20 protein-coding genes and 1 pseudogene are annotated in these 23,800 nt (G+C 57.8%); 5 read left to right on the top strand and 16 right to left on the bottom strand.

Translation table 11 applies throughout. The annotated features are described in order from the left end of the window. Positions 1-52 precede the first annotated feature (52 nt). The 11 genes and pseudogenes from NUW46_RS13895 to NUW46_RS13945 all read right to left on the bottom strand — a co-directional run bounded on the left by NUW46_RS13895 (position 53) and on the right by NUW46_RS13945 (position 13,048). The gene (locus NUW46_RS13895) at positions 53-1,348 is read right to left on the bottom strand and encodes an adenylosuccinate synthase (RefSeq protein ID WP_069183031.1); all 1,296 of its coding nucleotides are present in this window, start codon (positions 1,346-1,348) and stop codon (positions 53-55) included. Positions 1,349-1,431: 83 nt separating this feature from the next. Continuing rightward, on the bottom strand, positions 1,432-2,613 hold the full coding sequence (locus tag NUW46_RS13900; protein WP_418140396.1) for an ATP phosphoribosyltransferase regulatory subunit: 1,182 nt from the start codon (positions 2,611-2,613) through the stop codon (positions 1,432-1,434). 173 nt (positions 2,614-2,786) lie between these two features. After that, positions 2,787-3,662 carry a protease modulator HflC gene (gene hflC, locus NUW46_RS13905; protein WP_069183029.1) on the bottom strand — a complete coding sequence of 292 codons (876 nt, stop codon included), beginning with the start codon at positions 3,660-3,662 and terminating at the stop codon, positions 2,787-2,789. A gap of 2 nt (positions 3,663-3,664) precedes the next feature. Next, positions 3,665-4,852 carry an FtsH protease activity modulator HflK gene (gene hflK / locus NUW46_RS13910; protein WP_069183028.1) on the bottom strand — a complete coding sequence of 396 codons (1,188 nt, stop codon included), beginning with the start codon at positions 4,850-4,852 and terminating at the stop codon, positions 3,665-3,667. An 83-nt stretch (positions 4,853-4,935) separates the two neighbouring features. Beyond that, positions 4,936-6,234, bottom strand: coding sequence for a ribosome rescue GTPase HflX (gene hflX / locus NUW46_RS13915; RefSeq protein ID WP_209396657.1), 1,299 nt, complete (start codon positions 6,232-6,234; stop codon positions 4,936-4,938). 121 nt (positions 6,235-6,355) lie between these two features. Further along, a complete protein-coding gene (gene hfq, locus NUW46_RS13920; protein WP_008170056.1) occupies positions 6,356-6,607 on the bottom strand; it encodes an RNA chaperone Hfq in 252 nt (83 codons plus the stop codon). 33 nt (positions 6,608-6,640) lie between these two features. Further along, positions 6,641-7,645: a tRNA (adenosine(37)-N6)-dimethylallyltransferase MiaA gene (gene miaA / locus NUW46_RS13925; protein WP_418142045.1), complete on the bottom strand. Its 1,005-nt coding sequence runs from the start codon at positions 7,643-7,645 to the stop codon at positions 6,641-6,643. A gap of 28 nt (positions 7,646-7,673) precedes the next feature. Then, positions 7,674-9,583: pseudogene (mutL, locus tag NUW46_RS13930) on the bottom strand (DNA mismatch repair endonuclease MutL). Positions 9,584-9,603: 20 nt separating this feature from the next. Continuing rightward, complete coding sequence (locus tag NUW46_RS13935; RefSeq protein WP_305966712.1) at positions 9,604-10,962, bottom strand: N-acetylmuramoyl-L-alanine amidase; 1,359 nt, start codon at positions 10,960-10,962, stop codon at positions 9,604-9,606. Between the two features lie 38 nt (positions 10,963-11,000). Further along, positions 11,001-11,498, bottom strand: a complete 498-nt coding sequence (gene tsaE / locus NUW46_RS13940) for a tRNA (adenosine(37)-N6)-threonylcarbamoyltransferase complex ATPase subunit type 1 TsaE (protein ID WP_069183024.1) — start codon at positions 11,496-11,498, stop codon at positions 11,001-11,003. Next, a complete protein-coding gene (locus NUW46_RS13945; RefSeq protein WP_418140397.1) occupies positions 11,495-13,048 on the bottom strand; it encodes an NAD(P)H-hydrate dehydratase in 1,554 nt (517 codons plus the stop codon). Before NUW46_RS13945 ends, tsaE begins: the two co-directional genes overlap by 4 nt. A gap of 147 nt (positions 13,049-13,195) precedes the next feature. Between NUW46_RS13945 and queG the strand changes: the two genes are divergently transcribed. After that, positions 13,196-14,275: a tRNA epoxyqueuosine(34) reductase QueG gene (gene queG, locus NUW46_RS13950; protein WP_418140398.1), complete on the top strand. Its 1,080-nt coding sequence runs from the start codon at positions 13,196-13,198 to the stop codon at positions 14,273-14,275. Here queG and orn read toward each other — a convergent pair. Next, positions 14,270-14,815, bottom strand: coding sequence for an oligoribonuclease (orn, locus tag NUW46_RS13955; RefSeq protein WP_222464992.1), 546 nt, complete (start codon positions 14,813-14,815; stop codon positions 14,270-14,272). The two genes, queG and orn, sit on opposite strands and share 6 nt — an antisense overlap. A gap of 313 nt (positions 14,816-15,128) precedes the next feature. On the opposite strand from orn, the gene rsgA reads away from it, so the two are divergent. Then, a complete protein-coding gene (gene rsgA / locus NUW46_RS13960) occupies positions 15,129-16,184 on the top strand; it encodes a small ribosomal subunit biogenesis GTPase RsgA (protein WP_418140399.1) in 1,056 nt (351 codons plus the stop codon). 11 nt (positions 16,185-16,195) lie between these two features. Here the strand turns inward: rsgA and motB are convergent, their stop codons facing one another. Together motB and motA are read right to left on the bottom strand one after the other, a co-directional pair. Then, positions 16,196-17,155, bottom strand: a complete 960-nt coding sequence (gene motB, locus NUW46_RS13965) for a flagellar motor protein MotB (RefSeq protein WP_069183019.1) — start codon at positions 17,153-17,155, stop codon at positions 16,196-16,198. A gap of 31 nt (positions 17,156-17,186) precedes the next feature. Continuing rightward, positions 17,187-18,038 (bottom strand): flagellar motor stator protein MotA, encoded by an 852-nt coding sequence (gene motA, locus NUW46_RS13970; RefSeq protein ID WP_069183018.1) that lies wholly within the window; start codon positions 18,036-18,038, stop codon positions 17,187-17,189. A gap of 174 nt (positions 18,039-18,212) precedes the next feature. Between motA and asd the strand changes: the two genes are divergently transcribed. Then, on the top strand, positions 18,213-19,067 hold the full coding sequence (asd, locus tag NUW46_RS13975; RefSeq protein WP_418140400.1) for an archaetidylserine decarboxylase: 855 nt from the start codon (positions 18,213-18,215) through the stop codon (positions 19,065-19,067). A 15-nt stretch (positions 19,068-19,082) separates the two neighbouring features. On the opposite strand, the gene epmA is transcribed toward asd, so the two are convergent. Together epmA and efp are read right to left on the bottom strand one after the other, a co-directional pair. Then, entirely contained in the window at positions 19,083-20,051 is a 969-nt protein-coding gene (gene epmA, locus NUW46_RS13980; RefSeq protein WP_418140401.1) for an EF-P lysine aminoacylase EpmA, read from the bottom strand. Positions 20,052-20,058: 7 nt separating this feature from the next. Beyond that, the gene (gene efp, locus NUW46_RS13985) at positions 20,059-20,634 is read right to left on the bottom strand and encodes an elongation factor P (protein ID WP_069183015.1); all 576 of its coding nucleotides are present in this window, start codon (positions 20,632-20,634) and stop codon (positions 20,059-20,061) included. 45 nt (positions 20,635-20,679) lie between these two features. Between efp and epmB the strand changes: the two genes are divergently transcribed. Then, on the top strand, positions 20,680-21,720 hold the full coding sequence (epmB, locus tag NUW46_RS13990; protein WP_412536214.1) for an EF-P beta-lysylation protein EpmB: 1,041 nt from the start codon (positions 20,680-20,682) through the stop codon (positions 21,718-21,720). A 225-nt stretch (positions 21,721-21,945) separates the two neighbouring features. Beyond that, positions 21,946-23,751: a GTPase gene (locus NUW46_RS13995; protein ID WP_305966703.1), complete on the top strand. Its 1,806-nt coding sequence runs from the start codon at positions 21,946-21,948 to the stop codon at positions 23,749-23,751. Positions 23,752-23,800 lie beyond the last annotated feature (49 nt).

Below are 23,800 nucleotides of genomic sequence, written 5' to 3' on the forward strand. Positions count from 1 at the left end.
CAAAAAAACCGCCGTGCCTTTCGGCAGGGCGGTTTTTTTCATCCATCGGCGATTACTCGCCAAACGGATGACGGAGCGTGATGGTTTCAATGCGGTCCGGCCCCGTGGAGATCACGTCGATCGGTGCCTCGATCTGCTCTTCCAGGAACCGAATGTAGGCCTTCGCATTCTCCGGCAACTGATCGACGCTGGTCAGCCCAACGGTACTCTCACTCCAGCCAGGCAGCTCTTCGTAAACCGGCTCAATATCCTTGTAACTGTCACAGCCGATGGGCGGCCGGAAAATCTCGCCATTCGGAGTCTTGTAACCAACACAGACCTTCACGGTTTCGAGACCGTCCAGCACGTCGAGCTTGGTCAGGCAGATGCCGGAGACGCTGTTGATCTGGATCGCATGGCGAATCGCCACCGCATCGAACCAACCGCAGCGACGGGCGCGACCGGTTGTGGTGCCCACTTCGTTGCCTTTCACCGCGAGATGTTTGCCCATGTCGTCAAACAGCTCCGTGGGGAACGGGCCGGAACCGACACGGGTGGTATAGGCCTTGGTGATCCCCAGCACATAGTCGAGGAACAGCGGACCGAAACCGGAGCCAGTGGCGGTGCCGCCGGCGGTGGTATTGGACGAGGTCACGTACGGATAGGTACCCAGGTCGATATCAAGCAGCGAGCCCTGGGCCCCCTCGAAGAGGATATTCTCTCCACGCTTGCGGAAATCGTGCAGCATGTCGGTCACGTCCGCCGCCATGGGCAGAATTTCCTCACCCATCTGCTTCAGTTCTTCCAGGGCCGCATCAATATCTTCGGCTTCTTCCTTGAAGTACTCGGTCAGGATGAAGTTGTGGTAAGACATGATCTCGCGCAGCTTCGTTTCGAAGTCGGCGGGATTGCACAGGTCACCCAGGCGCAGGCCGCGGCGGGAAACCTTGTCTTCATAAGCGGGGCCGATACCGCGACCCGTGGTACCGATCTTGTCGACGCCACGAGCCCTTTCCCGGGCCTGATCAATGCGGACATGGGTGCGCAGTATGATCGGGCACGCCAGGCTGATACGCAGGCGATCGCGAACCGCCACATCGTTGGCTTCAAGCTCTCGGACCTCTTTGAGCAGAGCTTCCGGGGAGAGGACAACACCGTTGCCGATAAGACAGTAAACATGCTGCCGCAGAATACCGGAAGGAATCAGGTGAAGCGCTGTTTTCTTGCCGTCTATTACCAGGGTGTGTCCGGCGTTGTGCCCGCCCTGGAAGCGAACAACCGCTGCGACCTTGTCAGTCAGCAGGTCAACAATCTTACCCTTGCCTTCATCACCCCATTGGGTGCCCAGCACAACAACGTTTTTACCCATGATTCTCTCTCAATGCGGCTGCCCCGAAGGACACGCGTTTCGCAAGTTTACCTGTAAATGAATTCACCGAGGCCCCGGGGCCATCAGCCCAGCTTCTGCACGACCCACTGGCCGTTCTGTTTCACCAGCTCCCGATCACAGCCTTTGGCCGTCGGATTAACACCCTTGTCTTCGGGCAGAGCCCGGACAACGGTCTCTGTCATTCTCAGACCGGAAATCACGCCTTCAAGAGCGGGGTCATCGTCCGCCGGCGCCCAGACAGCACCCGCCTTTCGTGCCACCCGCTCTCCGAGGGCGACGAGAGCCCGTATATCGAGACTGAACCCGGTTGCCGGGCGGGCCCGACCAAAATCGCTGCCAATGGCATCGTAGCGACCGCCTTTGGCAACGGAATCACCATGGCCAGGCACATAGGCCGCAAACACCAGCCCTGTGTGGTAGTTGTAGCCACGCAGCTCGCAGAAATCGAATCCGAAGCTGATCTCCGGATAATCCCGACTCAACATATCGGACACCCGCCCGAGCTGGTCAAGTGCGGCATCCAGGCTATCGGAGGCGCCCTGCAGGATCCGGCGGGCTTCACTCAAGGCCTCCGGGCCGCCACTGACGCGCGCAAGCTCGCGCAGGCGGGCCCCGGCTGAACCTGCGGCACACTGCCCCAGCAGTTCGTCAAGCTCGGGGACCGATTTGCGGGCCATGGCATCAAAAATGGCGCGCTCGGTATCCCTGTCAAAATCCGCTTCGCCGATCAGACTCTCATAAATGGCCACGTGGGCCAGATCCAGGTGAATTCGCGGCAACCCCGCCACCCGGAGAGTTTCCAGCATCAGGCTGATCACTTCCATGTCCGCAGCTTCCGAAGCACTGCCGAATAGCTCGCAACCGGCCTGTATGGGGGTGCGACCGGTCAGCATATGCCGGGGACGGGTATGGAGTACGTGCCCGGCATAGCACAGACGGGTGATCCCTTCCTGGCCGAGGGTGTGGGCATCAATGCGCGCTGCCTGAGGCGTCATATCGGCGCGAACACCCATCATGCGACCGGTCAACTGGTCGGTGAGCTTGAACGTCTGAAGCTCCAGGTCGTTTCCGGTTCCGGTAAACAGGGATTCGAGATATTCAATGAGCGGTGGGATTACCAGCTGATAACCCCAGCGCTGGCAGGTATCCATTACATCCCGGCGCAGGGATTCGATCCGTCCGGCCAGTGGGGGCAAAATATCCTCTACCCCGTCTGGCAGTAACCAGCGATCAGATACTGTCATGAGATTCCGTTGTCCGTTATATCCGCTCCGGCGCAGTCGGCGGGGGATCACACAGGATTTAAGGCGGCACTCGTTAAAAAGCCCGACACAAAACCGGCAGAATTTTACACGGTTGGCGGGCACAAAAAAACCGGAATACGGATGTATTCCGGTTTTTGCTGTCAGGCTCCGGTTTACTGGGTGCCCTGGGGGTCGTTCAGGAACTTCATGAACGCGCTGTTGGAGTCGATCACCATGATGTCATCCTTGCTCATGAAGGTATTGCGGTAAGCTTGAAGACTCCGGTAGAAGCTGTAGAAGTCCGCGTTCGAGCCATAGGCATCGGCGTAAATCCTGGCCGCCTCACCGTCGCCTTCACCACGGGTTTCTTCCGACTGGGCAAAGGCCTCCGCCAGAATAACGGTTCTCTGACGATCCGCGTCGGCCCGAATACCTTCGGCCAGCTCGCGACCCCGGGAACGGAATTCCTGGGCCAGCTTTTCGCGTTCAGTCGCCATCCGGCGATAGACGTTTTCGCTCACCTGCCCCGGGAATTCAATTGCCTTGACCCGGATGTCCAGGACTTCGATGCCAAATTCGCTCTGAGCGGTCTGGTTTACACGATCCCTCAGGGTGTGCATCAGCTCATCCCGCTGGCCAGAGACTACTTCAACCATGGTCCGGATACCAAACTCATCCCGAAGTCCGTTGTCCACTCGAGAGGCGAGCAGAGACTGCGCACGGAACTCGTCACCGCCGGTCGCCCGGTAGAACTGGTCCACATCCCGGATCTTCCAGGCGATGTAGGAATCCACATCCAACGGCTTCTTTTCCACGGTCAGGTACTGCCTGGACGGCAGATCCATGGTCAAAACCCGGATATCGAATTCACGAACCTGATCGATGACAGGAACCTTGAAATGGATACCTGCCTGAATGTCAGTCTCTACCAGCTCACCGAACCGTAGCAGAACGCCCCGGTGGGTTTCCGGAATAATGTACACACTGGACAAGACCAGCAGGACAACAATAAGGGCGCCTGCAAGGCCCACTACACCTTTAGGTCCCATAATTATCTGCTCCTCCGAACGGTAGTATCCTGCCTGCTTCGCAGTTCCTGCAGAACCTGATCAGTCAGGGTCTGGATATCCACATTGCCTTGATTGCTACCGGAAGAAGATCCACCGGTGCGTGGCAGAGAACCTTGGGTCAGACGATCAAGCGGCAGGTACATCATGTTGCCGCTGCTCTCTGTGTCGACCAGGATCTTGCTGCTATTGGCCAACACTTCTTCAACGGTTTGCAGATACAGACGTTCACGAGTCACGGTCGGAGCCATCTCATACACAGCCAGGAGCTCGAGGAAACGGGCGGTTTCACCACGAGCCCGCTCGATCACTTCTTCCTTGTAGGCATTAGCCTCTTCGATCATGCGCTGAGCCTCACCACGGGCCTCAGGTACGACTCGGTTGCGATAGGTCTCCGCTTCTTCCTTAACCCGCTGCTCGTCTTCCCGGGCGCGCTGAACCTCACGGAACGCATCCTGAACCGGGGCGGGGGGCTGGGTGCTTTCAACGTTCACCCGCACCAACTCCAGACCGGTGCCATATTCTCTCAGAAAGGTCTGAAGCCTTTGCTCTACTCGAACAGCCAACTCGGCACGGCCTTCGGTCAACACGTCATCCAGGGTGGAGCTGCCCACCTCATGACGGATGGCACTATCGGTCGCAAATGCCAGCGCCTGATTGGAATCTCGAACGTTCAGGACATAGGCTTCTGCGTCGCCTACGCGATACTGCACCTGCAGATCCACAGTTACCAGGTTTTCGTCCTGAGTGAGCATCTGGCCACTGGACTCAGCAGTACGAACACTGGTGACACGCACCTTGGTTACACTGTCGATCAATGGAACCTTGAACCTCAGACCAGGGTTAGCGGTCTGATGGTACTCACCGAAACGGAGCACAACCGCCCGTTCCTGTTCGTCCACAGTGTAAAACGACTGGAAAATCACGTAGCCGACTACCAGGATGCCTGCAAGCGCGAGGATGGCCCCGAAGCCGCCGGCACTTCCGCCGCCGCTGCCACCACTTCCGCCGGACTTGCCACCCTTGCCGCCCAGCATTTTGTTGAGCTTGTCGAGACCTTTTTTCAGCGCCTCATCGAGGTCTGGCGGCCCCTGATCATTGCCGCGTCGACCACCACCGGTACCCCAGGGGTCATTGTCGTTACGGTTTCCACCCGGTTCGTTCCAGGCCATAGTGCTCTCCGTTACTGACTTATAGATAGAATGGCTGCAAATACTAGGGATTTATCTCCGCCCCGGCAATAGCCGGGGCGGTTTCATGCGTGTCCACCGTCCAGTCGGATTGACTTTTCGTTGACGCCGGCCCGGCTGAGCAGTTGTTGCCAGTCCCGATTCTGCAATCGCACCTCAACAACGGTGTCGCCGGAATCACGGTACTCCTCACTCAGCACCGAACCCGCTTCATGCAGCAGTGCGCGCAACTTGCCATCCGCAGGACCAAGCAGGACGAAGTGATGGACCACATCTTCCGCAACCCGCTCAACGATCGCATCGAACAGACCGTCCAGGCCCTCACCGGTTACTGCGGACACCCAGGCCCGGACTGGAATCCCCTCTTCATTTCGCTCGACACGCGGTGTGAAGTTTTCCAGCAGATCAATCTTGTTGAACACCTGCAGCATGGGAATCTCGTCTGCACCAATCTCCGCCAGAACCTCTTCAACCTGCTCAATATTCTCGTCGCGGCGCGGATCGTGGCAGTCGATGATATGTAACAGCAAAGTCGCCTGCGTGGTTTCTTCAAGCGTCGCCCGGAACGCCTCAACCAGCTTGTGCGGCAGATGCCTTATGAAGCCTACGGTGTCCGCCATTACGACCGGCCCGATATCCGGAAGTTCCAGCCGCCGCAACGTCGGATCGAGCGTGGCAAACAGCTGGTCTGCAGCATATACGGACGAAGTGGTAATCCGGTTGAATAGCGTGGATTTGCCCGCGTTGGTATAACCGACCAGAGACACCGTGGGAATGTCAGCCCGCTCACGGGCTCTTCGCCCCTGGTTCCGCTGGCGACGCACCTTTTCCAGACGCTTGTGGATGGACTTGATCCGCTCCCGCAAGAGTCGGCGGTCGGTTTCCAGCTGGGTCTCACCGGGGCCGCGAAGACCAATACCCCCTTTCTGACGCTCAAGGTGGGTCCAGCCCCGAACCAGACGCGTGGACATATGTTCGAGCTGGGCGAGTTCTACCTGGAGCTTGCCCTCGTGTGTCCGCGCCCGCTGGGCAAAGATATCGAGAATCACACCGGTACGGTCCAGCACACGGCACTTGAGCTCATGCTCAATGTTGCGTTCCTGGCGAGGACTCAGGGCGTGATTGAACAAGACAACATCAGCCTCATTGGCCGCCACTGCGTCACGAATTTCTTCCAGCTTGCCCTCACCGACGAAAAATCTGGGACTGGGCTGCTTCCGGGACCCCGTGACGGTACAAACAGGCTCAACACCGGCGGAGGTTACAAGCTCCCGAAATTCACCGGGGTCTTCGGTGCCATCGTGGGCAGTAAAATCGATGTGGACGAGTACTGCGCGCTCACCGACATCAGGACGTTCAAACAATTGGCGTCAACTCCGGGCAATCAGACTATGGGTGACATAAAAACAAACACCCGCGGCCACAAGATCCCTTGACTGGCGGGATCTTCTGGAACGCGGGTGACAAGATCGGGAATTGGGCGTATCAGTCTTCAGACTCGCCCTCTCCTCCCGGAGCCTGCTGCGGAATGCGAACATTACGTGCAGGTACCACAGTGGAAATAGCGTGCTTGTAGACCATCTGGCTGACAGTATTTTTCAGCAAAATCACGAACTGGTCGAAAGACTCGATCTGGCCCTGTAGCTTGATACCGTTGACCAGAAAAATGGAAACCGGAATGCGTTCCTTGCGCAATGCATTAAGGTAAGGGTCTTGTAAAGAATGCCCTTTTGACATGTGTTTTCTCCTGTTTTTAGTAAGTGCAGATCGTCATTTGTAAAATTTAAATGTGGTGCGAAGTCGGATTTTTTTCAAGGCTGCCTCAGCGATAAGTTTGTCGTCGCTATCCAGCCACTCCACATCGGACCACTTGCGCAACCAGGTCAACTGCCTCTTGGCAAGCTGGCGTGTTGCTGCCACTCCCTTGCCAACAAATGTCTCGTAATCGTCTTCTCCGGACAAATAACTCCAGGCCTGACGATATCCGACACAACGCATGGAAGGGAGATCAGGGTGCAAGTCTTCCCTGAGCATCAGTGCCCGCACTTCGTCAAGAAAGCCTGCATCCAGCATTTTCAGGAAACGCAGGCGAATTCGCTCATGAAGCACGCGCCGCTCCGGCGGCATCATGGCAAGCTGAACAACAGTATACGGAAGCAAAGATGTTTCGTCTGCCTGCCAGCGAGTGAAATAGGTGTAATCCTCAATATCACCGCCTTGCGCCGCGGCCGTTGGTTGTTCGCCGGCAACGGTTTCGGCCTTCCAGAATTCGGAAATCGGCTTGCCGGTAAGACGCAGTACCTCCAGGGCCCGCATCAGGCGCTGCCGGTTATTGGGGTGAATGCGCTCAGCTGCGACAGGATCGCTGCACCGAAGTTCCTCGTGCAGGGCCTCCCAGCCTCGCTCTTCGGCCTCTTGTTCCAGGGCAAGTCGAACGGTGGGACTCGCCGATGGCAGGCCCGACATACCATGAAGAAGCGCCTTGAAATACATCATGGTGCCGCCCACCAGCAGCGGCACCCGTCCCGCTGCTGTAATTTCTGCCATCGCAGCCAGCGCGTCCCGGCGGAAATCCGCAGCCGAGTATGTTTCCGCTGGATCGCAGATATCGATCAGTCTGTGGGGCGCCAGCGCAAGCTCTTCCGCGTTCGGTTTCGCCGTCCCGATATCCATACCCCGATAGATCATCGCAGAGTCCACGCTGATGATTTCACAAGGCAAGTGATCGCAAAGTGCCATGGCCAGATCGGTCTTACCCGAAGCCGTGGGGCCCATCAGGAAAATGGCAGGGGGCAGCGACACCTCAGCGGCCCCGGAGAAACAGCTTGTCCAGTTCGGACATGGTCACTAGCGTCCATGTCGGCCGGCCGTGATTGCACTGGCCGCTGCGTTCAGTTGCCTCCATATCCCTCAACAACGAATTCATTTCCGGAATGGTGAGCTGCCGATTGGCACGGACGGACCCATGACACGCCATGGTTCCAAGCAGTTCGTGAGTCACAGCCTCAACCCGGTCACTCTGACCATGCTCGATCAGATCCGCCAGTACATCACGCACCAACTGTTCTGTATCCGCACCACGCAGCAGCGCGGGTACCTGCCTCACCGCCAGGGTCTCCGGGCCAATGCGCTCGATCTGCAAACCAAGCTTCTGCAATTCTTCACCGTGGCTCTCGGTCAGGGCTGCCTCTTTCTGACTGACGGCCAGCGATAGCGGCACCAGCAATGGCTGGCTTTTCAGATCCTGCTCGGCGAGCGCACGCTTCATGCGCTCGTAGGTGATTCGCTCGTGGGCGGCGTGCATATCTACCACGATCAGTCCCGCGCGCCCCTGGGCAAGAATGTAGATTCCATGCAACTGTGCAATGGCGTACCCGAGAGGTGGTTCCTGATCGCTGTCTGCGGGCGGTGTGGGCATTGGCGCGGCGACGCTATCACTGGTGGAGACAGGCTGCTGCCCTTCGCTGCCCCCGCCGGCATTCAGGGACTGGTAAAAGGCCATCTGATCACTGGCCCGCCACTCCTGCTGCGGCTGGGGCTGCCCGCCAAATCCGGCACCTGAGCCGCCTGGATAACCGTAATTCGGTACCGGGGGCTGGCCGTTCCACCCCCCTCCATAGGAGCACCGGTTGCCGGAACTCCTTCTTGGGCTTGGGCCGATGCCTCGCGACCAAAGGACTGCGCCACCGCACCGCGAAAATGATCGTCCGGCCGCACATCGGCCAGCGCCTTATGCAGGGTTCTGAAGATGAAATCGTGGACCAGGCGACCATCACGGAACCGGACCTCATGCTTGGTCGGATGGACGTTCACGTCGACAGTGGCGGGATCCACCTCGAGATAGAGCACAAACGCCGGGTGCCGGTTATTGTAGAGCACGTCGCGGTATGCTTGGCGCACGGCATGGGCCACCAGGCGATCGCGAATAACGCGACCGTTAACAAAAAAGTACTGTAGATCGGCCTGACTACGCGAAAAGGTAGGTAGGGCCACCCAACCCCAGAGCCGCAAACCGGTTGCTTCGGCATCAATTACCACGGCATTGTCGATGAATTGCTGGCCGCACAGGGCACCAATACGCCGCTCGCGATCCAGAGCCGATTCCGCTGGCCTGAGGCTTTGCACAACCCGCTGATTGTGGCGCAGGGTAAAGCCTGCATCGAAACGGCTCAGCGCCTGGCGGCGCACGCACTCCTCAACGTGGTTGAATTCGGTCTTCTCGGTACGCAGGAATTTTCGACGGGCCGGGGTATTGAAGAACAGATCCCGCACTTCCACCGTCGTTCCAACGGGATGGGCTGCAGGCGAAATCCTCGCGTCCATTTCCCGGCCTTCGACTTCCACCCGGGAGGCCGCTTCCTGGGACTCGGTTCTTGAAGTCAGGGTAAGCCGAGAGACGGAACTGATACTGGCGAGCGCTTCTCCGCGAAAGCCAAGCGATGCGACAGCCTCCAGATCATCCAGGCTGGCGATCTTACTGGTGGCATGGCGGCTGAGGGCAAGGGGCAGATCATCTTCCTCAATACCGCTGCCGTCATCCCGAACGCGAATCAACTTGACGCCGCCCTGCTCAACTTCAACGTCAACCCGGTTGGCACCGGCATCCAGGGCATTTTCGACCAGTTCCTTGACGACAGACGCGGGTCGCTCCACCACTTCACCCGCGGCAATCTGGTTCGCGAGCCGTGGTGACAGCAATCGAATGGGGGGCATGTTACGGAAAAACCTCTTGATCAGGACGCGGGAATACGAATGGTTTGGCCTACCATAACACGGTCGTCCCGAAGGTCGTTAAACTGCATCAGCTCGCTGACGGTCGTCTGGTTTTTCCGAGCCACGCCGGAAAGCGTATCGCCGCGCTGTATGCGATAGTGGCTGATGCTGTTCCCGCCCTGGCGATTCTGCTTCTGCCACGCCAGAAGGGTGCCCGGCGGTGGCGTTTTCTGGAAGTAATCGTCAATGCCTTTCATGATGGCGCCGGCCAGCTTGTTGCGGTACCACTCTGTCGACAGGTTTTTCTCTTCCTGGGGGTTCGAGATGAATCCGGCTTCCACGAGAATGGAGGGGATATCCGGCGATTTCAGCACCGCAAAAGCAGCCTGCTCGACGCCGGGCTTGTGCAATTTCGCTACGCCACCCAATTTGCCAAGAACGGAACTGCCTACGCCAAGACTGGCGTTGATGCTTGCCGTCATCGAGAGGTCCAGCAAAACACCGGCAAGCATGTCGTCCCGGCCATCCAGAGACAATCCACCGGCGCCACCGATCAGATCGGAGCGGTTCTCACTGTTAGCCAGCCATCGGGCCGTTTCACTGGTGGCGCCACGCTGGGAAAGGGCGAATACGGAGGCTCCCCTCGGCTGAGGCGTTCGGAAAGCATCGGCGTGTACCGATACAAAAAGATCGGCGTTGTATTTTCTGGCCAGAATCGTGCGATTGCGGAGGCCAATGTAGTAGTCCCCTGTCCTGGTCAGTTTGGCGGTATATCCCGGCCGATCATTGATCAGGCTGGCCAGGGTTTTCGCCATTTTCAGAACCACGTCTTTTTCATGGGTTCCTCTCGGACCAATGGCGCCGGGGTCCTCTCCGCCATGCCCGGCGTCAATGACCACGATGATGTCACGCTTCCCCGAAGAATCCTGGGTCACGGTCGGCGTAGCCGCCTTTTCCAGCCGACTGCCACTTTCATCAATCAGATCGACCACCAGCCTGTGGCCATACTGCTGATTCGGTTCCAGCTGAAAACTCCGCGGCTTGATGTCGGCCTTGAGATCCAGGACTACACGCAAGTCAGTCCCGTTCCTTGGCGCGCTCCGGATCCGTTTGATCGGGCTGCCGGAAAGGTCCAGGCCGGAGAAGTCGGTTTTCAGATTGGCATTTTTCAGATCGATAACCAGCCGGGCCGGACTGCTGAGGGAGAAGATGTTGTGCTCGACCTGACCGCCGGTATCCAGAACCAGGCGAGTGTGATCGGGTGCGGGCCATATACGGGCACTCTCGACCTGCGTTGCAGCCGAACCGTGAAACGCCAATGTCGCAAGCAATAGCGCTATTGGCCAGATCAGTTGTTTACTCAGCTTTGTACAATTCATACAGCTTACCTGCCAGTCTGTTCCCGGTTTCGGAGCCGCTAACGCGCCGGACCCAACACATCCAATTCGTTCAGCAATTGGCCGCCCAACTCTGAACGGGCCCTGATCACTACAGAACGCCCTTCGCCCCGGGTCTCGAGATGAATCTCCAGATCCGGCTCGGGCAATATACCTTTACCACGCTCCGGCCACTCAATCAGACAAAGATTTTCACCGGAGAAATAATCCCGGATGCCCATATATTCCAGTTCTTCCGCATCGCCCAGGCGATAAAGATCAAAATGGTAAGTCGGTGGCTGCAGGGTTTCATAGGGCTCCACCAGCGTGTAGGTCGGGCTTTTTACAGCCCCCTGGTGGCCAAGCCCGCGCATGACACCCCGGCTGATGGTGGTTTTACCCATACCAAGATCACCATCCAGGTAGATAACCACACCGTGGCCAGATTCAGCGACGGTTCTCGCCAGCTCACGGCCAAGATGCTCGGTTTCCGCCTCACCCTCGAGGAAAAGCCGGCGTTCATTGCCCATTATGCTCATAGATCTCTTGCCCCCGGGTGGGTTTCAGACTCCCGAAAAACCAACGGCAGTGCATCTATTACATCGTTCGGGATCAAACCCATATACCCATGGGTTTGCGAGGCCCGATCCGCTGCTGCCAGGTGGGCCGATGCTCCGAGCACGGCGGCTTTTTGCCCATCCCCAATCTGGCCCAGAACGGCACCGATAATCCCCGAGAGCACATCCCCCATGCCGCCAGTTGCCATGCCGGGGTTGCTGCCACTGACAATGTCAAGGGCGCCGCCCTCAGAAGCGACAACCGTACCTGCGCCTTTCAGGAGAACCGTTCCGCCATACAGTGCCTGCAATTTTCTGGCTGCGGCCATTCTATCCGCTTCTACATCCGGCACCAGACAATTCAGCAGTCTGGCTGCCTCACCCGGGTGCGGCGTCAAAACATGGTTATCCGCCGGTACGGCAACCCGACCGGACAACAGGTTCAGGGCATCTGCGTCAAGCACCCTGGGCTTGCCACTGGCAATGACCTGCTCCAGCATCTGTTGCCCCCATGCGCTTCGCCCGATACCGGGGCCGCAGACGACCACCGAAGCTGCGTCAAGCAGCGACGGCAGCTCAGAACCATGGATCAGCCCATGAACCATTACCGACGGACATCGGGCCAGGGCTGCCGTCACATGCTCGGGACGCGTTGCCAGCGAGACAAGCCCTGCCCCCGAACGCGCAGCCGCCTCTGCCGCCAGCAGTCCGGCGCCGCCAAAGCCCCGATCGCCAGCCACCACCAGTACATGTCCGAAACGCCCCTTGTGGGCGTTGGCAGGCCGTGGCGGCAACCAGGACATCACAGAGTCCCAATCACGACGAGCGGCCACCGGCTTCTGGCCGCTGCCAGCTACACCATCGGCAGTATCCAGTGATTCAAAAACCACCTCGCCGCAGACCGCTGCACCCTGCCCGGTAAAAAGGCCGGCCTTGAGCCCGATAAAGGTGACCGTCATGACTGCGTTAACAACGTCTCCTTCGGCTGCCCCGGTAGTGGCATTCAGCCCGGAGGGCAGATCCACTGCGAGCACAGGCGCGGGCGCCTGGTTACATCGGCCTATCAGCGACGCAAACGGTTCCCGGGGTGCACCGGAAACGCCAGTGCCAAGCATCGCATCGACAATGAGCCCTGCGTCGGAAAACAGATCATCCAGTGATGAATCGCTGAGCGCCTCCAGATCGAGCACGTCAACGCCGTCTGCCAGTGCCTTTTGCCAGGCTTTTCGTGCGTCACCGGACAGTTTGCCTGTGGGCGCAACGGCGACACACCGGACATCCAGGCCATGCCTCCTCGCGCTGGCTGCAACCAGGTAGCCATCACCGCCGTTGTTACCCGCACCGCACAGCACCAGAACCGAGCCGCACTTGGGCCAGTGCCGAACCAGACAGCGAAAAGCCGCATGGGCGGCAGACTGCATCAGCTCAAAACCATCGACGCCCTGATGATCAATCACATAGCGATCAATCTGCCTCACCGCATCGGCGGAAAACAGTGCGTCTGGTAGACTGTGTCCAACGGACGGCGGCATGAACCTTTGCTCCCGTTACAGAAACCGGTTTAAGAAAATTGGCCAGATACCTGTAAAGCATAGCAAAACAGTGGAAAAGGTCATAACTTAATCAGATTAATTATCCGTACCCCGGTTCGAGAACGAACTCTGGCACCGGCCGTGACTATGAGCGCCACATCATTGAGCACCAGAACATATCCGGAACTCGCTGATCTGCCAGCGCTTATCCGCCAGTGGGCGGCTGAGCTCGGGTTCTCTGATGTGGGTATCACCACTGCGGATACCGGTGAGCACGCAACCCATTTGCAGGACTGGCTGGCAGCGGGTTACCAGGGCGAAATGGACTATATGGCCTATCATGGTGACAAGCGCTATACGCCCACCTCCCTGGTGCCGGGTACCACTCGGGTGATTTCTGTGAGAATGGACTATCTGCCTTCGCCGGACAGCCCGAAAGAAGCGCTTACTAACCGGGAGGGCGCCTATGTTACCCGTTACGCACTGGGGCGCGATTACCACAAACTGATCCGCAAGCGTCTCGCGCAGCTGGCAGCCAGGATTGATGACGCCGTCAGCGGATACGACTACCGGGCGTTCGTGGACAGCGCGCCGGTGCTGGAGCGCGCCCTTGCGCAGAGGGCGGGCCTGGGCTGGATCGGCAAGAACAACATGCTGATCCACCCGAAGGCCGGTTCCTTCTTTTTCCTTGGAGAAATTTTTACCAGCGCGCCCCTACCCGTCGACGAGCCCTTTGAGTCCTATCATTGTGGCACCTGTTCGGCCTGTCTCGATCTATGCCCGACAGACGCCTTTGTCGGCCCCCACAAGCTCGATGCCCGGCGCTGCATCAGCTATCTGACCATTGAACTCAAGGGGGGCATTCCCGAGGAGCTACGCCCACTAATGGGTAACCGGGTTTTCGGCTGCGACGATTGCCAGTTGGTCTGTCCCTGGCAGAAGTTCAGCAAGCCAACCAGGGAAAAGGATTTTCAGCCCAGACACGGGTTGGACAACAGTTCTCTGGCAGAGCTGTTTCTCTGGACGGAGGAGCAGTTCCTGAAGCGCACCGAGGGATCGGCGATTCGCCGGACAGGCTACGAAGGCTGGCTGCGTAACCTGGCTGTGGGGCTGGGCAACGCGCCCTCCACCATTCCGGTGATTGAAGCCCTGAAAAAGCGCGCGGATCACCCTTCCGAGATGGTCCGCGAGCATGTCCAATGGGCACTGAAACGGCACGGTTTATAGTTTGAAGAACTGTTCCCGGTAATGGCGCAGCTCGTTGATGGAGTCCCGGATGTCATCCAGGGCGAGGTGGCTGCCTTTCTTTTTAACCCCGGCCAGGACATCCGGGCGCCAGCGGCGCGCAAGCTCTTTGACCGTGGATACGTCGAGGTTCCGGTAGTGGAAGAAGTCTTCCAGCTCGGGCATGTACTTGACCAGGAATCGGCGATCCTGACCAATACTGTTGCCGCACAGGGGTGACTGGCCCTTTTCGACGTGCTTCTTCAGGAATTCGATGGTCTGCCGCTCGGCCTCAGACTCGGAGATATCGCTTTCCTGAACGCGCTTGGTGAGGCCGCTTTCACCGTGGGTTCGGGTGCACCATTCGTCCATGGAGTCCAGCAGGGATTGTGGCTGATGGACGGCGATGACCGGTCCTTCTGCAACAATATTGAGTTCTGAATCAGTTATGATTGTGGCCATTTCGATGATCCGTTCTTTTTCCGGATCCAGGCCTGTCATTTCCAGATCGATCCATACGAGGCGACTATTGCTCTCTGCCATTGTTTTCCTAGCCTTCCAGATTTGAGTTTGCGGTCGCGGGGATGTCATTCCGGGAAACGCTACGAGCACATCCATGTGCGCTTGGCGTCGGCCATCCATGGCCGCCGACATTCCCGGAATGACATCCCCACGCCCGCTTGCAACTAACGAGATATACAAAATGTGACGCCACTTCCGGAAAGCCGGTCCCAGCCCCACCGCGAAATCGAATGATATATCTTTGACGTGCCGGCATTGCTTAGGCCGATCAATTACGATTGCAGTATGATGGCACACCAAGAGCAAAACTTTCATCTGGTTATCCGGGACGTAAATGGCAAAACGGCGACTGAACAAACAGCAGCAATTCCGCATCAAGAAAGTCCAGGAAGAGCGGGCGGCCCGGGCGGCGCGCAAGGAGAAGAAGGTTCAGGAGCAGGCTGATGCCGGGGAGCTTGGTCCGGAGCAGGAAGGGTTAGTCATTGCTCACTACGGGCAACAGCTGGATGTCGAAGCGCTTGAAGGCGAGTTGGTCGGCAACGTGGTGCGGTGTTTTGTTCGGGCCAACATCGATAGCCTGGTGACCGGTGACAAGGTTGTCTGGCGGCCGGGGAAGAACGAGACCGGGGTTATTGTTGCCCGGGGTGAGCGTCGCAATCTGCTGCAGCGGCCGGATAATTTTGGCGCCCTGAAGCCGGTGGCCGCCAATATTGACCATATTATTCTTGTGATCGCTCCGGAACCGGAACCCCACGATAACCTGATTGACCGGTACCTGGTAGCCTCAGAGATCACGGATATTCCGGCCGTGATTTTGTTGAACAAGACGGATCTGATCACCGGCAGTAACCGGGATAGTATCGATGCGCTTTTGGGCCGGTATGAGGCCCTGGGCTATAAGGTGGTGCGAACGTCTGCCGCGGAGTCTGGAGATAAGCCGTCGCCAGAGGTTGAGGCGCTGGTGAAGGATCAGACCAGTGTGTTTGTTGGCCAGTCCGGCGTGGGCAAGTCCTCGATTATCCAGACCCTGATGCCGGATGAAGCCATTCGCGTTGGGGCTGTATCAGAGAGTACCGGCAAGGGAATCCACACTACGACCACGGCCAAACTGTTCCACCTGCCCCTGGGTGGCGAACTGATTGACTCGCCGGGCATTCGCGAATTCGGGCTCTGGCATATGACGGCGCAGGAGATCGAATATGGTTTCCGGGAAATCCGGGAGGTGATTGGCACCTGCAAGTTCCGCAACTGCCGGCACATGGGCGACCCTGGCTGCGCCATTGACAAGGCTGCCGATGACGGGAAAATCAGCCCAGAGCGGCTAAAAAGCTTCCACCGGATTCTTCAGGATATGGCGGAACAACAGGCCCGGGGGCTCAAGCTGGACTGACGTATCCGGCTTTACCAGTTCAACTCACCCGGTGCAGGCTCTTCCTTTTCCTGCAGCCATTCCCCACTCTCCAGGCGTTCACGGGCAGCCTCCTGCTCTTCTTCGGTTGGCTGGGTGAGATCGATCAGCGGCTCGTCGGACTGGCCTGCGCTGCTCTGGATGTTGTCGACGGTTTTCTTGTTAAGAACGATGATGGAAATGCGGCGATTGACCGGCGCATTCGGATCTTCCTTGTCGAACAGCACGGAATCGCTCAGCCCCACAACGCGGGCAATCTGCTGCTGGCGAACACCGCCGGCCACGAGGGCTCTTCTGGCAGTATTGGCCCGGTCTGCTGACAGCTCCCAGTTGGTGTAGCCGGGCCGGCCACTGAACGGTGTGGAGTCAGTGTGCCCGGTAATGCTGAGCTTGTTGTTCACGGAGCCCAATGTTTTGGCCAGCTCAAACAGAATATCCTGGGAGTAATACTTCAGCTCTGCCCGGCCGCTGTCGAACATGGGACGCCCCGACCGGTCGACGATCTGGATTCGCAAGCCCTCGTCGGTGATATCGATCAGCAGTTGATCCTTGAACTCCTGCAGGGTTTCGTTCTGTTCGATGCGATCTTTCAATTCCTGAAACAGCTCCTCCATACGCCGCTGCTCGAGGGTTTCTGAGAGCTCATCCACCACCTGGTCCTCGATCTGGATCTGGCTGGACTCGATATCCGGACTTGCCTCGTTGACCACCGATGCACTGCCCTCAAGATCGACCGGGTTCGGCGAGCCCCCTTCTGTGAAGCCAACGGGATCGCGGAAATAGCCCTCTACGGCTTTTTTCTGCTCAGGCGATGCTGTAGCCGTTAACCAGAGCACCAGGAAGAACGCCATCATGGCGGTTGCGAAATCAGCAAACGCAACCTTCCAGGAACCACCATGGTGGCCACCGGCAACAACCTTTTTCCGCTTGATGATGATCGGTTGCTCTTCCACGAATCGGCTCCGGGTTCAGATGGGGACGTTTTTACTTGGAACGAACGTGGTCGTTCAGCTCCTGGAATCCAGGGCGTTTGTCCGTGGGCAATGCCTTCCGGCCAAACTCGATGGCCATCTGGGGTGCCTGTCCGGATACGGTAGCGACAATTGACGATTTAACGCACTCGTAGGCCTTCAGCTCGTATTTTGCCGCGTGCTCCATCGCAATGGACGCTGGCCCAACGAAGCCATACCCCATAAAGATGCCCAGGAAGGTACCCACCAGGGCCGCAGCCACACTGAGACCGATTTTTTCCGGCCCCTCGGTGAGGAAGTTCATGGTAATCACGATACCAAGCACGGCGGCGACGATGCCGAGCCCCGGCAGCGCATCGGCAATTTTGTTGACCGCGTGGGCAGGCTCCTCAAGCTCGTGCTGGCGACTGTCGATTTCATTCTCCATCATGCCTTCCAGCTCATGTGTTGCCATATTGCCGGAGCTGATAATGCGCAGATAATCGGTGATAAAGGCCAGCAATTCCTTGGATTTCATAATGGCCGGGTAGCGACTGAAAATCTGACTGGACTCGGGGTTGTCGATATCTTCCTCGATTGCCATCACACCCTGTTTACGGGACTTATCGAAAATCTCATAAAGCAAGCTCAGGAGGTCCATGTAGAACGCTTTTTTGTAGGGCGAGCCTGTGAGCAGCTGAATACCCCTGCCAAACACCTCTTTCAGGGTGTGCATGGGATTGGCAATAATGAACGACCCCAGAGCCGCCCCGAAAATGATCAACACTTCGGTCGGCTGCCAGAGCACCATCAGATTGCCGCCGTGGAGAACATAGCCAGTCAACACGCTGGCCAGAACAATAATCGAACCGACGATCAGTAACATAGAATCTACGCACGCCCTATTTTCTTGGTTATTGGCCGAGGCCGGAAGCTGTCACGCACAAGTTGACCCGATAATAGCAAGGCCATGCCACAACCGCGAAGCCGTGAAACAATTTCTATACAGGTGGCAGTCTTTGGTAAACTTCGCGCCTTTGAGCGCAAAGGATCACATTTAATGTTCGACAAGCTTTTTGTTCTGAGCCAGTACATCACGCCGCAACTGGGGGTTTCCAACCTTGCCGGTCGTCTGGCCGACAGTGACAGCTCCCCTGCGCTCAAGAACCGGGTCATCAAATGGTTTATCGGCCGCTACGGCGTTGACATGAGCGAAGCCGCCGAAACGGATCCGGAAGCCTACCCTACCTTCAATGCGTTTTTCACCCGAGCGCTGAAGCCAGGCATCCGCCCTCTGGCTGACGGCGAAAAAACCCTCGTCAGCCCTGTTGACGGTGCCATCAGCCAGCTGGGACAGGTGACCGGAGACCGGGTATTCCAGGCCAAAGGCCAGTCTTTCAGCCTGAGTGAATTGCTGGGCGGCGAAGAAGCAACCACCGAACCGTTTACCAATGGCGAGTTCTCGACAATCTATCTCTCACCAAAAGACTATCACCGCATCCATATGCCGATGGCAGGTACGCTCAGGCAAATGATCCATGTACCCGGCAAGCTGTTCTCGGTGAATCCGGTCACTGCCGAGAACGTTCCTAACCTGTTCGCCCGCAACGAACGGGTTGTCTGTATCTTCGATACCGATTCCGGCCCCATGGCAATGGTACTGGTTGGCGCCATGATCGTCGGCAGCGTGGAAACCCGCTGGGCAGGCGTGGTTGTACCCGGCAGCAGGCAGGTTACCTCAACGCGGTATGAAGGTGAGCAAGCCATCAGCTTCGAGAAAGGTGAAGAGATGGGCCGGTTCCGCCTGGGTTCAACGGTGATTATGGTTATGCCCAAGGGAGCCGTCACCTGGAACAGCGATCAGGTGGCAGGTAAAACCGTCCGCATGGGTGAGGCCTTTGGAGCCCTGGCCTGATCGGTTCGTTTACGCTCACGCCCGCTCGAACGGAAAGGCGAGAACCTCACTGATATCCTGAACCCCGAGTTTGAGCATCAACAGGCGATCCAGTCCGAGGGCGACACCAGCGCACTCGGGCAATCCCTGCTCAAGACCGGCAAGAAACGCCTCATCCAGCGCCATTTCGGGCTTTCCGGAGTGCCTTCGAAGCTGATTATCGGCTTCAAATCTCAGCCTCTGTTCCTGCGGATCGGTCAACTCCCAGTAGCCGTTACACAGTTCAAGGCCATCTATGTAGAGCTCGAAACGGTGCGCCGTTTCGTAACCCTGCGAAAGTGAGACCCTGGCCAGAGAGGCCTGCGACGCCGGATAGCCGGTTATGAACACGGGTCTGTCCCGGCCAAGATGCGGCTCTACTGCAAAACTCATCAGCAGATCCAGGCAGCCATCGCGCCCGAGATCCGCCAACTGTTCCGGCTCCATCCATTGTTCGCAGCGACGCATCAGTTCCCGATCGGTTGCCGCAAAAGGATCAAGGCCCGCCCAGCGCTCCAGCGCGTCCCGATACTGGATAGTGACTGGTCGCTGACATTGCAACCAGCCGCACACGAGATCCGACACTTCTTCCATAAGCGCCACGTCATCAAAACCCGTCCGATACCATTCCAGCATCGAGAATTCCGGGTTATGGCGACGCCCCTGCTCGCCGTTGCGGAACACCCTGGAGATCTGATAGATCGAACCTGAGCCAGCTGCAAGCAGACGTTTCATGTGGTATTCGGGAGAGGTCTGGAGCCAACCCCCGGTCCTGGAACCGGCGGTGACCTGGGCGTGAATGCCGTCGAGGTTGACGTCGGTGACGCCGCACCGCCCCAGAATCGGCGTCTCGACCTCAAGGACCCCTCTTTTCGCAAAAAAGCCGCGCACAAACGCCAGTTGCTGTGCACGGCTTTCGAGGGCAGCCTGCGAGGCAGAAGGCTGCCAGACAGGTTTGCGGGTCATGGCTGGATTAACTGCTCTTCACCCGGCTGACGTATTCGCCGGAGCGGGTATCAACCTTGAGTACTTCACCGATGGTAATGAACAGAGGTACGTTGACCACGGCACCGGTGGAGAGCGTCGCGGGCTTGGAGCCGCCCTGAGCCGTGTCGCCCTTCATGCCCGGGTCGGTATCGACCACTTCCAGCTCGACGAAATTGGGAGGCGTTACCGACAGTGGCGAGCCGTTGTAGAGCGTCACGGTGTACACGTCCTGCTCTTTCAGCCACTTCAGGGCATCGCCGACCGCCTTGGCATCAGCCGGGTACTGTTCAAAAGAGCCGTCAGTGAGCATGAAGTGCCAGAACTCACCATCGGTATAGAGGTATTCCATGTCCTGATCAATGACATCTGCGGCTTCCAGAGTTTCGCCGGACTTGAACGTGCGCTCCCAGACCCGGTTGGTCATTAGGTTACGCAGCTTTACGCGGTTGAAGGCCTGCCCCTTACCGGGTTTTACAAACTCGTTCTCGAGAATGATGCAGGGGTCGCCATCCAGCAAAACCTTAAGACCGCCGCGAAATTCGTTGGTAGAATATGAAGCCATGAAATGTCCACCTGACAAAATGCTGTTTAGAATTCGAAGGGCGTTATGATACAGCGAACCCCCGCCCGTATAGAAGCCCACCTTTCCGACCACGAACATCGCAGCTGGCAGCAATTGCTGTCGGACTCCGTAACGTCGCCGGAAGAGCTGCTCCGACGCCTGGAGTTACCTGAGGAACCGTGGCTGTCGGCGGCACGGCAAGGCCATGGCCTGTTTTCGGTGCGGGTGCCCGAACCGTTTCTCGCTCGCATGGAAAAGGGCAATCCCGCTGACCCGCTGCTCAGACAGGTGCTTCCTCTTGCTGAAGAAACCGGTCACGCGCCGGGTTTTGTCAGCGACCCACTGGAAGAGTCGGGCGCTATTGCCACCACAGGGCTGATTCGCAAATACCGTAGCCGGGCGCTGTTAATGGTGACCGGGCAATGCGCGATCAATTGCCGCTACTGTTTTCGCAGGCACTTCCCCTATGATGAACAGCGACTGAACCCGGATGACAGAAAGCAGGTTATTGACACCCTGGCGGCCAGCCCGGAAATCAATGAAGTCATTTTCAGCGGCGGCGACCCCCTGGCTGTCAACGACCGACTTCTGGCTCAATGGGCAACCGCTATCAGTGGCATCCCGCACATTCGTCGCCTGCGCTTGCATACACGCCTGCCAGTGGTCATCCCGCAAAGGGTCTGTGACGAGCTTTTAAAATGGCTCTCCACAACGCCCCTTCAGATCGTGATCGTGTTGCACGTCAATCATCCGGCAGAAATAGACACCGCCACGCGCCGAGCCCTCTCGTATCTCCGGGCTGCAGGCGTAACACTGCTTAACCAGAGCGTTATCCTGAGGGGAGTAAATGATCAGGCTTCGGTGCTTGAGGAACTGAGCGAGACCCTGTTTGAAGCAGGCGTCCTGCCCTATTACCTGCACGCATTTGACCCGGTGGCAGGCGCCCACCACTACGATGTGCCGGATGAAGAAGCACGACACCTGGTGCGTGAACTGCTGTCGAGATTGCCAGGATTCCTGGTGCCAAAGCTGGTAAGAGAGGAGCCCGGCAAGGAAAGCAAGACCCCGATCAACCTGTTCCCGTGACCGGCATCGCAAAAAAGGGCCCGATTTCACTTGTCAAAGATTGTCAACTCATGATCTTCTCGCTTTTTACGACTGGTTTGCTACTTTAAAGTCCAGTAACGTTGAAGATAAAAACATGTATTTACGGCGTTTTCCTGACAGGCCGGTGGACACTCAGTAGCCACCAGTGGCCGGACAGGGCCAACCCCGGAATACCACCTGTGGTCCAGACATTGGCATGCATTCATGGAAGGTAAGACCCTGAAACCTGATCTCCGCGTTCCCGAACAGAAAACGGCCAGTCTGTCGTTCTGTGACACGACGCCCAAGGCGTTCCGGGTCTGGATCGACCAATTGCCTATGGCCAATATCGGCGAGGTATCACGGCAGCTCTACCATGCCATTATCGAGCTGAACCACCTGTTTCTGACACCCCAGCAACGCATGCAGTTCCTGGAGCTTATCCGGGAAAAGATTCATTTCGTGTGCAACGAGCTTTCCCGGCACTACCTCGGTCTGGCCGTGGCGCTTCCTGAAAAGCAGAGGAAAATCGCCAACCTGTCCCAGGCGCTTCAATTACACCTGGCCGGCGGATACAAGCTGTGCGTCCTGGAGTTCATCGACAACGGAGGCCTGGACAAAAACCGCCGCCAGATTGCCACCGCTGCGCATCGCGCCATTTCCGAGCTTTCGGCAACGATTCTGAGATCCCATCAACTCTATTGCCCCAGCCCTGCCCAGAGCTGGCTTGAGTGTCATCGGCTGTACCGGTTTGCCCATCGCAACAAGCTCTCCGTGGTTCAGGTGGAGGACGACACGCTCCTGCATCGTCGCACCAGCTCAGTAGCCGATGCCTACAAGAGAATTCTCCTTCTTGGCTGTGCTCGTCCCAATCAGCTGCGACAGTCGGAACTTCTGCACGTCTATGAGCTTTGTGAATCATGGACTGACCACACCCGTTGCGGGCCTGATATCGGTGACGACAGTCTCTTCGTAATCAACATGGAGCGGGACAACCCACCGTTTTACCGCAGCCTTCTGGACCAAAAGCCCGGTGATGAGAGCTTTGGCTTCGATACCCGGGATCTCTCGGCGATGCTCTCTGAAACGCTTCACGCCCGGCGTGAGCATAAGGAGACCGATCACGAACTGAGAGTACCGGCAAAGGTCAGCGACACCCTGCTCACCCATCTCAGCCAGGCCCTGGGCATTCTCGCCAAGCGAAATTTCAACCGAATCGCCAGCCAGGGATCTCTCGAAGTGTGCGTGGGTCTGACCGCCGCCCATTACTTCATCGCCGGCGAGAAAACGTTTACCGAATTCGTGAATGGCAATGACAACGGCCATCATGAGGATGAAAACCTGTTCGTACGGTCTTCACGCCAGAAACAGGATGCCTGGTCGGGCGCACACGATGCAGGGCCCAGCGATGAACGACTCCACGCCGCCGATACGCCCATCAATTTCAAAGGTTCCTTCGGCAACTCGCAGGCGCCATCGACGGACAGGAATCGGCCAAGGTCTCACCATTCCCTGTTGATCAATACAAGTCCGGGCGGCTACTGCGTTGCCTGGGAAAGCAATGTGCCACCCTCACTGCAGGCCGGTGAAATTCTGGGAGTTCGAGAGCAAAGCAGCCACCCCTGGAGCGTAGCCGTTGTGCGCTGGATTCGTCAGATCAAGAACCAGGGTACGCAGGTCGGAATTGAGCTCCTGGCCCCCAGCGCCTCACCCTGTGGGGTTCGCCTTGTTCAGAAGGTGGGAAATAGCAGCGAATATCTACGTGGCTTGCTGCTGCCGGAAATCAGCGTGGTCAACCAATCCGCCACACTGATCACACCTCGCCTGCCGTTCCAGTCCGGGAGCCGCATTTCCCTGCTCCACGACGGCCGGGAGGACCAGGGACAACTGTCTCGCAAGGTCTCCTCCACCGGAAGCATCAGCCAGTTCGAACTCAAATTGCAGAATGCCGCAACGTTGAATGCTGGCGCCCCACCAGCATCGTCCGGTGCCAGCGAGGATGAGTTCGACTCGCTCTGGCCATCGCTGTAAGGTCAACAAACTGAGACACCGGCCCCGGCAGAGGGTTGTTAATGAACCA

The organism is Marinobacter sp. MA (assembly GCF_048298425.1).
GTDB classification, from domain to species: domain Bacteria; phylum Pseudomonadota; class Gammaproteobacteria; order Pseudomonadales; family Oleiphilaceae; genus Marinobacter; species Marinobacter salsuginis.

Bases quoted from the DNA above. Each gene is read 5' to 3' on its own strand.
- miaA (WP_418142045.1), bottom strand. From the start codon at position 7,645: ATGGGCCCCACGGCTTCGGGTAAGACCGATCTGGCCATGGCACTTTGC.
- NUW46_RS13935 (WP_305966712.1), bottom strand. From the start codon at position 10,962: ATGAATTGTACAAAGCTGAGTAAACAACTGATCTGGCCAATAGCGCTA.
- hflC (WP_069183029.1), bottom strand. From the start codon at position 3,662: ATGGGACCTAAAGGTGTAGTGGGCCTTGCAGGCGCCCTTATTGTTGTC.
- efp (WP_069183015.1), bottom strand. From the start codon at position 20,634: ATGGCTTCATATTCTACCAACGAATTTCGCGGCGGTCTTAAGGTTTTG.
- hfq (WP_008170056.1), bottom strand. From the start codon at position 6,607: ATGTCAAAAGGGCATTCTTTACAAGACCCTTACCTTAATGCATTGCGC.
- NUW46_RS13900 (WP_418140396.1), bottom strand. From the start codon at position 2,613: ATGACAGTATCTGATCGCTGGTTACTGCCAGACGGGGTAGAGGATATT.
- motA (WP_069183018.1), bottom strand. From the start codon at position 18,038: ATGTTACTGATCGTCGGTTCGATTATTGTTCTGGCCAGCGTGTTGACT.
- epmA (WP_418140401.1), bottom strand. From the start codon at position 20,051: ATGACCCGCAAACCTGTCTGGCAGCCTTCTGCCTCGCAGGCTGCCCTC.
- NUW46_RS13995 (WP_305966703.1), top strand. From the start codon at position 21,946: ATGGAAGGTAAGACCCTGAAACCTGATCTCCGCGTTCCCGAACAGAAA.
- orn (WP_222464992.1), bottom strand. From the start codon at position 14,815: ATGGCAGAGAGCAATAGTCGCCTCGTATGGATCGATCTGGAAATGACA.
- rsgA (WP_418140399.1), top strand. From the start codon at position 15,129: ATGGCAAAACGGCGACTGAACAAACAGCAGCAATTCCGCATCAAGAAA.
- queG (WP_418140398.1), top strand. From the start codon at position 13,196: ATGAGCGCCACATCATTGAGCACCAGAACATATCCGGAACTCGCTGAT.
- asd (WP_418140400.1), top strand. From the start codon at position 18,213: ATGTTCGACAAGCTTTTTGTTCTGAGCCAGTACATCACGCCGCAACTG.
- epmB (WP_412536214.1), top strand. From the start codon at position 20,680: ATGATACAGCGAACCCCCGCCCGTATAGAAGCCCACCTTTCCGACCAC.
- tsaE (WP_069183024.1), bottom strand. From the start codon at position 11,498: ATGAGCATAATGGGCAATGAACGCCGGCTTTTCCTCGAGGGTGAGGCG.
- hflK (WP_069183028.1), bottom strand. From the start codon at position 4,852: ATGGCCTGGAACGAACCGGGTGGAAACCGTAACGACAATGACCCCTGG.
- NUW46_RS13945 (WP_418140397.1), bottom strand. From the start codon at position 13,048: ATGCCGCCGTCCGTTGGACACAGTCTACCAGACGCACTGTTTTCCGCC.
- NUW46_RS13895 (WP_069183031.1), bottom strand. From the start codon at position 1,348: ATGGGTAAAAACGTTGTTGTGCTGGGCACCCAATGGGGTGATGAAGGC.